A 6,574-nucleotide genomic window follows, 5' to 3' on the forward strand; every position below is an offset into this window, starting at 1 on the left:
CTATAACTATGAGCGCCCCCACCAGAGTATCACCAAGCTACTCCCTGCCATGGAATATGGAATAGTAGTAGCTGCATAACAATAACCAATAACTATGTAAAGAGAAAGAAAATGTGTACGTTTGCGACAGTGAAAGAAAAAAACACTAGCCCGTTGTCGAAAAATGGGGAGTATTATAATTTTAGGAGTTATTTGTTGTTGTGTAGTCATAATGACAAGTAACTCCCTCTACTGCTCCGACTATTGTTGAGTACAAACAGTAAAGTATAAAAACATCATGAATATAAGAACATTCTTACTTGTAGTTGCAATGATTTGTTTTACAACAGTTAGTGCGCAAGATACAACAGAAAGAACAACGTACGGTGGTATCACTTTTGATGAGAAGTATCAAAAGGTACTTGATCAAGCAAACGTTGGGATTACCTACAAATACACCTTTGCTATCAGTAAAGATGATGGCACTATTAGTTCTCTAAGAGACACCTTGCTACTCGCTATTGGTGATACCTACTCCGTTTTTTTCAATCCTATGCATAGAGAATTGATGGAAAGTCAGAGACAGGGCAGAATCGCTCGTAGTAGAAAAGCTACAGCGCATGCGATAGAGGATGATTTAAATAGTATTGTCGGACTGATTAAAGAGAATAGCGACTATTCAGAAGATGACCCTGGTGATCCAGTTCAGGTATTCAAGAATCGAAGCACGGGTGAGGTATCATCAGTCTATAACTCATATATCGCAAACGTTCGTCACGACCAAGTGATTGAGGAGATGAATAATTGGGAGATAACAGCGGAGACCGACTCGATTATGGGTTATCTTTGCCACAGGGCCACCTTGGAATATGGAGGCAGAGTATATGATGTTTGGTTTACTCTTGACCTGCCCATCAATGACGGACCTTGGAAGCTATGGGGGCTACCTGGAATAATCCTGAAAGCGACAGATAAAGATTGTCTTTTTAAGTGGGATGCTATTGGCATCCAAAATTTGGATGGTGAGATTGTCATTGACGACAGGGATTACGAGGAGGCAACCCTATCCCAATTCTCCAATTTTGTGGATAAAAGTACTAGTTCTTTCATTGTCGAATTCTTTAACAATGGTACTTTGTATCACTCAGAAAAGAAGAGAGGATACAATAGGATCCCTCATGAGATTAAGTGAGGGTATCTTTATAACCAAATAAGGATGAATAATCACCGATGATATATAACGTCTATTAGACCATAAGTCTTAGTGCACAATAAATTATGAGATCGCGAAACGATAGAAGGTTCTTTTGATGTTTGTGTGGTCCAAATTTTAGAAAACCTTTCATATAACTGAATAATAATGACCACAAGAGAAAATTAACATGAAAAAAATTAAACAAAATCGAACTATGTAATGCTGTCGTTTTGAAAGACAGCGAAATGAAGGTGATTCTTGGAGGAAGTGGAAGTACCTCCAATAAAGCCTATCGTTGCATACCAATGAGTGGTCCTTATAGGGGGCAGGCATCAGAATTTTTTTCTTGGCACCTGTGCTTCAGGCGGAGTTGCAGTGTGTGAAAGACATTATGGTAGTGGTGCTAAATGTGAAGACTACTAGAAGTTAATGCTTAAGATGTGGTTAAATACTAGCTACTTTTTTCTCTTGTCGTGGGATTATAAGAAGCAAAAAACAAATGGCTGGTATTTAGCCACTTTAAACCCTCTCATTTTTCATAAGGAAGTTGGAATATGTTGAAAAAAATATTTTGCATCGTTTCATTGTTGTTTTGCATCACGGCTGGTGCTCAAGATGTTGCTGAAAGTCTAAAATTTGGCGGTATTACACTTGATGAGAACTATCAAAAAGTACTTGACCAAGCTAAAGTAGGGGTTACTTACAAATATACCTTTGCTATCAATAAAGAAGATGGCTCTGCTGGATTGCTTACTGATACTCTGCTACTTGCGATAGGTGATACATACTCTGTCTTTTTGAATGCTAAACATAGAGACCTACTATGGAGTCAAGCACATAGAAGAATGGCCCGTCAAAGAGGTGTCAAATTTAACGAGATTGTAGATGACTTTAATAGTGTAGTTGAATTAATCAATGAGAATAGCAACTACACAGAAGATGACCCTGGAGACCCTGTCCAGATATTTAAGAATCGTAGTACAGGTGATGTTACATCCATTTATAGTTCATTTCTTGCTAATATTCGTCATGACCAAGTGATTGATGAGATAAAAGACTGGAAGATAACAGAGGAGATAGACTCTATACTTGGGTATCTATGCCATAAAGCTATTGTCCGTTATGGTGGCAGAGTTTATAATGCTTGGTTTACCCTTGATATTCCCATCAATGATGGACCGTGGAAGCTATGGGGACTACCTGGGCTAATCTTAAGAGTGATCGACCAAGATGATCTATTTGAATGGGAAGCGATTGGCATACAAAAGATAGGTGGTAATATTGTCATTGACGATGTAGACTATGAAAAGGCTACCCTATCCCAGTTTCAAGATTATGTGGATAAAGATACAAGTACTGTGATGGTTGATTTTTTGAACAATGGTATTATGTATCATGCAGATAAACCAAGAGGATACAGTAGGATCCCTCATGAGATTAAGTAGGTGGATATTATTGTTCATACTTTACGATCTTTACGATGAAACATAAGTGGGCTATTTTACTACTACTGTCAGTATTAGCAGTTAAAGGGGCAGTTGGGCAGTCTATTCTTAAAGGGCGTGTACTATTGGAGTCTTCGAAAGAAGCGGTAGATGGTGCAACAGTTACCTTGCACCCCAAAGGCTCTGTGAGTGTTTTAGCCTATACACTTACTGGAACCGATGGCTCTTTTTCTCTTACTCCGAAGGAAGAGCTTCCTGACTCTGTCACCATCAATGTACGTTCAATGAGCATTAAGACTGCGACTAAGACGGTGCCGAGCCAGATGACATTTGTGGAGTTCTTAGTCCAAGAGCAAGTGACCCAACTCAAGGAGGTAGTGGTAAAGATGCCAAAGGTAAGGCAATTAGGTGATACGATTACCTACAATGTGGGTAGCTTTATAGATGCGACAGATCGCAGTATCGGAGATGTACTAAAGAAACTCCCTGGGGTACAAGTCCTCTCGTCGGGTGAGGTCTTATACCAGAATAAGCCGATCAGCAAGTTTTATGTTGAGGGGTTAGATTTACTCCAAGGCAAGTATGGGTTAGCTACCAAGAATATAGAAGCAAAGGATGTGGCGTCGGTAGAGGTACTGGAAAATTACCAGCCCATCAAGGCTCTAAAGGGAATGGAGACACCAGATGTAGCTGCGATTAATCTCAAGCTTAAGCAATCGTCATTAGGTGCCTTCTTCCTCAATGCACAGGTTGGAGTTGGGGTATCACCCCTATTGCTTAGCAATGAACTAGTAGGTATGCGCTTTACACGGAAACAACAAAATATGCTTCTCTACAAAGGGGATAACTCTGGTAGAGACATAGCTCAAGAGATTGTAGACTTTTATGGGATAATGAGCAATAGACCAGAGCAGTTTATGAGCGTTGTTTCAGCTTCTGCTCCTACCATCAATAGACAACACTACCTATTTAATGATGCACACCTAGCCTCGCTAAATGACCTGAGGACGATTGGAAAGGATTATACCCTTACCACCAATGTCAATTATCTATTTGATCAGCAACGCAAGAGCAACTATGCTGAGCGAGAGATTTACATAGCTAATGGTGAGAATATTCAGATTGTAGAGGAGATGAGCTCTGTGCTTCGCAAGCGAGAGCTGGAGGGTACGATTACATTTGAGGGTAATAAGGATGAGTATTATCTCAATAATAAACTCAATTTCATCGGTAGGTGGAATGATGAACACGGCGAGGTGCGATCGGGTGAGTTAGTAGCTCAGCAGTTGGATATGCCATCGCTGAATTTATCCAATAGCTTTGAATACACTAAGAGAGTTGGGTCTTATAGTCAGAGGCTTAAATCAGATATCTTCTACGCTCAGCAAAGACAGCAGTTATCCGTCACACCTTCAATCTTCCCAGATCTTACTACTGATGCACTATCCATCTCCTCACTGATGCAGGCGGTGGACTACAACAAGCTCTCGACTAACACCAATTACCGCAGAGGATGGACTTGGGACAGAGGGTATGCTTGGATTGGCGCTACTTTCTTTACCAATCACTATAATATTAGTAGTAGTCTACAGGATGGGGTTGCCTCTACCTTTTTGGAGGCGGACTCGCTCCGAAATAATCTGAGAAGAGGAGAAATTGGCTTTAGCCTTGCACCAACATTCGCTTTAGAGATTACAAGAGAGCTAAAGCCTGAGTTCAGACTGACTGTTACCTACCTTATGGTCAATAAAGAAGATAGGGTGCATAAAGGTAATTTCAAGAGCGGTTACTGGTTATTCAACCCATCCCTTTATCTGTCATATCCCATCACAAAGAGGATAGATATGAGGGTAGATCTTAGCTATGGCAATCAAATAGGCGGGGTGAGGGATGACCTCTTAGGTTATATTATGACTTCATATCGCAACCTCCATAGAAATGAGGGTATAGAAAATAGCAGTTCAAGAGCCGATGCCAGACTCAATGTCAGCTATAAAAATCCATTTACCACACTTTTTCTATCTGGTGGTATTTATTGGAGCAATGTTTGGAAGAATAGGCTGTATGACACCCACTACAATGGCATAATGAGTAGCGTGACGAACATTGTACACCCCCACTCTTCGCCAAGCTATGGAGCCATGCTCTATGCCTCAAAAAGGATTGACTCAATCAACTCTGAAGTGACATTCACTAGCAGATATAATAGAAGTCACTCTATTATCCTCAACCAAGGCACTGTATCTCCATTTGATCTCAGTAGTATTGGGCTTGACGGCTCGATAAATTCTATAGTAAAAAGGTTTATGGTTATTCGCTACAATGGCTCTTATGTCATTACAAGTTCAAACCTGGGGAAGATGAAGCTAGCGCCAATGCACTACTACTCTCAGAGCTTGAAGACATCATTTATTCCAGCAAAGGGGCTAATACTAAGTGCCGAGCTCAACCACTACTATAATAGTAGCAGAGTACAGTCTGAACGCACTACATGGTTTGGTAATATAGGGGCTCAATACAAATTAAAGGGTATGGATATAATGTTGGATTGGACCAATATCTTCAATACAAAGCAATTCATCACCCAGTCTTACAGCAACGCTGGTCGATATTACTCTCAATACCAACTTCGCCCCTTTGAGATTATGCTTAGGATACGCTTTAAGATACAATAGGATGAAATAGAAACCAAAAATTAAGATGAGTTTTAACATATGAATAAGTATGTCCCATTCAAAGAGAGTAGTTTTTTATTGGTTGATCGAATTGCACATATACTTATGCTTAAATCTTTTTTTAGTACGGAAGTCGGTTTGTATAATGGTCAAATGGGGGTTGTGTTGACAATGTCATATGCTTTCCATAAAACGGGGAAAAGAGTTTATTTAGACTTTGCATATGACTTATTGGATGAGATGTTAAAAAATATTCACAGGGATTCTCCAATCAACTTTGCAAGCGGACTATGTGGAGTAGCTTGGGGTATAGAATATTTGATTCAGAACAAGTTTATCGAAGGAGATAGTACTTACGTTTGTGAAGAAATAGATCATGAAATAATGAGTTATGATCCTAAAAGAATTGCAGATCTATCTCTGGAGACTGGCTTTGTGGGTTTATTAAGATATGTGACATATCATTTGCAGGGTGCTTTAATACAAGGTAATAAAACACCCTTTGATGCTTGCTATTTATCTGATATAAGCCATAAATGTAGATGTGTACTTGATGAATGTAAAAGTGAAAACAATTTTTTGCATGAACTAATAAAATATTACTTTAGAATAATTAACAACAAATTAGCTTCAAATGTTCAGCCTGACCTAATGAGTCTTGTTTCAGTTCATAAAATAGATGATAACATAGAATTGTGTTCAACTCAAATCGGGCTAAATAATGGATTGTGTGGAATTTTATTGAACTCACTTGAAGAGAATAGTATTTTATGAAACGAATATATATAGTTGATGAGTTTAAATCCTCTCAAAAGAATGGAATAGGTACATATATAGATGAGCTACTATACTGTCTAAAAGGGAACTGGTTTGAGATAAACTTGATATCTTTCAACACAGAAGAAGATGAGTTTTGCATCATAAAGCAAAATGAAGTTACTAGATACCTCTTTCCTGTTTTTGGAAATGGGGCCTTCTTAGATTTCCCTCAGATCACGAAAAAATTCTTTTCGCTATACATACCAGACTCTACAGACAATGTGTTCTTTATCAACCATTCACCTTGTTCTGTTTTTATTTTATCCCTTAGGGAATCCCACCCAAAATCTAAAGTGGTTTTCGTTATACATGATTTTGGCTGGACACGGAATTTAATGGGCGACTTACTCAGGGCAATCGCATTTGAAATGCTGTATCTACATTCTTTCATAAATGTCATTTAAAGCCTTGAAATTCGATGTAATATCCTTGTTTATGTCGCAAATTATTGGTATCTTTAT

The 6,574-nt window shown here is 38.9% G+C and carries 5 protein-coding genes; all 5 read left to right on the forward strand.

Translation table 11 applies throughout. The annotated features are described in order from the left end of the window. Positions 1–277: 277 nt before the first annotated feature. The 5 genes from A3GG_RS12900 (at position 278) to A3GG_RS0110100 (ending at position 6,517) form a co-directional block, all read left to right on the forward strand. Positions 278–1,171 carry a GLPGLI family protein gene (locus tag A3GG_RS12900; protein WP_018359172.1) on the forward strand — a complete coding sequence of 298 codons (894 nt, stop codon included), beginning with the start codon at positions 278–280 and terminating at the stop codon, positions 1,169–1,171. A 557-nt stretch (positions 1,172–1,728) separates the two neighbouring features. Continuing rightward, a complete protein-coding gene (locus A3GG_RS12905) occupies positions 1,729–2,619 on the forward strand; it encodes a GLPGLI family protein (protein WP_083900409.1) in 891 nt (296 codons plus the stop codon). Positions 2,620–2,654: 35 nt separating this feature from the next. After that, on the forward strand, positions 2,655–5,294 hold the full coding sequence (locus tag A3GG_RS0110090; RefSeq protein WP_018359174.1) for a peptidase associated/transthyretin-like domain-containing protein: 2,640 nt from the start codon (positions 2,655–2,657) through the stop codon (positions 5,292–5,294). A gap of 39 nt (positions 5,295–5,333) precedes the next feature. Further along, positions 5,334–6,068 carry a lanthionine synthetase LanC family protein gene (locus tag A3GG_RS12370; RefSeq protein ID WP_018359175.1) on the forward strand — a complete coding sequence of 245 codons (735 nt, stop codon included), beginning with the start codon at positions 5,334–5,336 and terminating at the stop codon, positions 6,066–6,068. Further along, positions 6,065–6,517 (forward strand): hypothetical protein, encoded by a 453-nt coding sequence (locus A3GG_RS0110100; RefSeq protein ID WP_018359176.1) that lies wholly within the window; start codon positions 6,065–6,067, stop codon positions 6,515–6,517. The genes A3GG_RS12370 and A3GG_RS0110100 overlap by 4 nt, the downstream gene beginning before the upstream one ends. Positions 6,518–6,574: the final 57 nt, after the last annotated feature.

The organism is Porphyromonas levii DSM 23370 (assembly GCF_000379925.1).
Taxonomy (GTDB): domain Bacteria; phylum Bacteroidota; class Bacteroidia; order Bacteroidales; family Porphyromonadaceae; genus Porphyromonas_A; species Porphyromonas_A levii.

Bases quoted from the DNA above. Each gene is read 5' to 3' on its own strand.
- A3GG_RS12900 (WP_018359172.1), top strand. From the start codon at position 278: ATGAATATAAGAACATTCTTACTTGTAGTTGCAATGATTTGTTTTACA.
- A3GG_RS12905 (WP_083900409.1), top strand. From the start codon at position 1,729: ATGTTGAAAAAAATATTTTGCATCGTTTCATTGTTGTTTTGCATCACG.
- A3GG_RS0110090 (WP_018359174.1), top strand. From the start codon at position 2,655: ATGAAACATAAGTGGGCTATTTTACTACTACTGTCAGTATTAGCAGTT.
- A3GG_RS12370 (WP_018359175.1), top strand. From the start codon at position 5,334: ATGAATAAGTATGTCCCATTCAAAGAGAGTAGTTTTTTATTGGTTGAT.
- A3GG_RS0110100 (WP_018359176.1), top strand. From the start codon at position 6,065: ATGAAACGAATATATATAGTTGATGAGTTTAAATCCTCTCAAAAGAAT.